Source organism: Mesorhizobium sp. M7A.F.Ca.ET.027.03.2.1, from assembly GCF_003999175.1.
In the GTDB taxonomy this organism is placed as follows: Bacteria; Pseudomonadota; Alphaproteobacteria; order Rhizobiales; family Rhizobiaceae; genus Mesorhizobium.
On record NZ_RZOM01000841.1, the window covers coordinates 1 to 2,794 of the forward strand.

Sequence of the window (2,794 nt, forward strand, 5' to 3'; positions counted from 1 at the left end):
GTACGGTCTTCTACACCTTCTGGCGACGACCGCCGCCGGTTTTTTGATTCGTTGCCTTTTTCAGGCAATCCAATCCAGAGCGCGCCGCCCGGAGGCGGTCGTGGGACCATCCATCCTGGAATGCATTCGTGGAGGAAAAATGATGCGGGACGTGGATTGCGCTTCGCGGGCAGCGATTTTCGGCGAGCGGGACGTCGCACGCCCACCGTGACGGTGCGAATCGTCTTGCCGCCATCCGGACGGAGGACAGGGCCGCGTCGAATCGCGGCTCTGGACGCGCGTCATCACAGGTTCATGCGGCGCGCTTCAGATCCCGCAGATCACTGCCAGCCGAGGCAGCCGAGCGGCATGCATCAGAACTTCATGCTGAGGCTGCCCTTGATGACGCGGCCTTCGCCATAGATGCAGCTGAGGTCGGCATTGCTGCCGGCCTCATAGCAGGTCGAATAGTAGGTCTTGTCGAACAGGTTGGAGACATTGAGCGCTGCCTGCCAGCCATTCTTCTTGTAGCGCAGTGCTGCGTCGACCAGCGTGTGGCCGGGCACGTTAACCGTGTTCGTATTGTCACCGAAGCTGGCGCCGATATAGCGCACGCCGGCGCCGGCGCTCAGGCCCTCGAGCACGCCGCTGCCAACCTCATAATTGGCCCACAGCGATGCCTGGTGTTCCGGCACCCTGGCCGGGCGGTTACCGATGACGGCGGCGGCATCGCTGGTTATCTCCGCGTCGAGATAGGTGTAGGCCGCCGTCATGCTGAGGCCGGAAGCCAGATCTGCGTTGGCCTCGATCTCCAGGCCGCGATGGCGGACTTCTCCGGTCTGGACCTGGTAGACGGGATTGGCTGCTGCCGTCGGCACATTGGTCTTGCGCAGGTCGAACAGCGAAGCGGTGATGAAGCCGGGGAAGAAGGTCGGCTCGTATTTCAAGCCGACTTCATACTGCTTGCCCAACGACGGCAGCAGCGCGTCTCCGGACTGGGTCGGGCCGATATTGGTGGTGAAGGATTCGGCATAGCTGGCGTAGGGCGTCAGGCCGTTGTCGAAGAGATAGCCGATGCCGATATTGCCGGTGAAGGCATGGTCCTTCTGATCGTAGCTGCCTGCACCGTCGAGTCGGTTGAAATTGGTGTGGTCGATCCAAGCCTGCCGGCCGCCGATTGTCAGGACCCAGTGGTCGGCGATCTTGGACTGGTTTTGTGCATAGAGGCCGACCTGGCCGATCGTCTCCACGCGATCCGTAATGATGAGGCTCGGCGGCGTGACAGGGATCGAGTAGTCCGGGTTCTGGGTGTCCAGCGGCGGACCCGCCCCGTAGCCGTTGCGCCCGTCGACCGATTGTCTGCTGTAATCCAGACCGAACAGCAGCTTGTTTTCGACCACGCCGAAGTCAGCCTTGTACTCGGCCTGGTTGTCGACGTTGAACAGCCTTGCCGTCTCATCCACGGTGAACAGCGTGCGCTGCACCGTATGTTCGTCTGCGCCGATGTATGGGCCGCCAAGCCACTCGCCAAAATAGAGCTGCCGGTAGTCGGTTTCCTGCTGCGAGTAGCGCAGGTTTTGCCGCACCGTCCAATGGTCGTCGAACTCATGGCTGAACTGGTAGCCGATCGAACCATGGTTGGCATCGAAGCGGTCGAAGTCGGGCGAGCCGGTGAAGAAATTGCGCGGCAGATTGCCATACTGCGCCGGCAGAAACTGATTCGTCGTCAGCCTGTCCCACTGGTAGTTGGCCAGGATGGTCAGCGAGGTCTGCGCATCCGGCTGCCACCTGAGCGCCGGCGCGACGAAGATGCGGTCGTTGCGGGAATAGTCGGTTTCGAGCGCGCCGTTGCGAACCAGGCCGGTCAGCCGGTAGGACCACACGCCGGCATCGTCGATCGGGCCGCCTATATCCAGCCCGGCCTCGACGGTGTTGAAGCTGCCATAGCTGAGGAAGCCGTCATAGATCGGCTTGTCCGTCGGCCGCTTGGTGACGGCATTGACCATGCCGCCAGCCTCGTTCTCGCCGTAGAGCACCGAGGATGGCCCCTTCAAGACTTCGATTCGCTCCAGCCCGTAGGGCTCGATCTTGAAGCCTGAGAAATCGATCACTTTCTGCGGCAGCCCGTCGCGATAGATCGCCGACGTGCAGAGGTCGAATCCACGAATCAGGCATTGGTCGAAACGATCGTCGACGCCCCATGGCGAGATGGTGACGCCGGCGAGATAGGACAAGGCGTCCTCAAGCTGCCCTGGCTGGCGATCATCGAGCTGCTTGCGGGTCACCACCGAAATCGAGCGTGGAATCTCCTTCAGCGGCGTGTCGGTTTTCGAGCCGGTGGTGGTGTTTTTGGCGATGTAGCCGTCATCCGGTCCGACCGGGCTGTCGCTCTGTCCCTCGACATTGATCGGGTTGAGCTCGGTCGCGGCTTCCTGCGCAAGGGCCTGGGTGCAAAGCAGGGTCGAAAGCGATGCGACCACGAGGCCCCGGGTCCGGCTTCGCCGCCGCGCCGCACGATATGCACTCAACCGCATCTTGATACCCTCACTGCCCGCAATGCGCGCAGGACCGTTTCGCCTTGCGCCAATTTAAATTTGTTGACTCGGTTGGTCATCTTCAATGTTGACTATGGAAGTCATGTTTCATAGTCAACCGACCATCGGCTGCCGGCAGCCAGATTTTTGAATGCGTCGTTTTGGAGAAAACCCGTGCCTGAAATCCACGCCCAGCCGGCTTTCCGCACAGGCGCTGCGCGATGATGGCAGCCCTTGAATCCCACAGGGCTGACCGTCTCCGAGGTCGGATCACCCGGCGC

The 2,794-nt window shown here is 61.6% G+C and carries 3 protein-coding genes; 1 reads left to right on the forward strand and 2 read right to left on the reverse strand.

What is annotated here, in order from left to right; genetic code table 11:
* On the forward strand, window positions 1-211 hold a 211-nt coding region (locus EN750_RS40050; RefSeq protein WP_210212774.1), incomplete at its 5' end, for a hypothetical protein.
* A 142-nt stretch (window positions 212-353) separates the two neighbouring features.
* Here EN750_RS40050 and EN750_RS27785 read toward each other — a convergent pair.
* Window positions 354-2,459, reverse strand: a complete 2,106-nt coding sequence (locus EN750_RS27785) for a TonB-dependent siderophore receptor (RefSeq protein WP_189526506.1) — start codon at window positions 2,457-2,459, stop codon at window positions 354-356.
* 155 nt (window positions 2,460-2,614) lie between these two features.
* Window positions 2,615-2,794: hypothetical protein (locus EN750_RS40055; RefSeq protein WP_210212775.1), on the reverse strand; the 180-nt coding region annotated here is incomplete at its 5' end.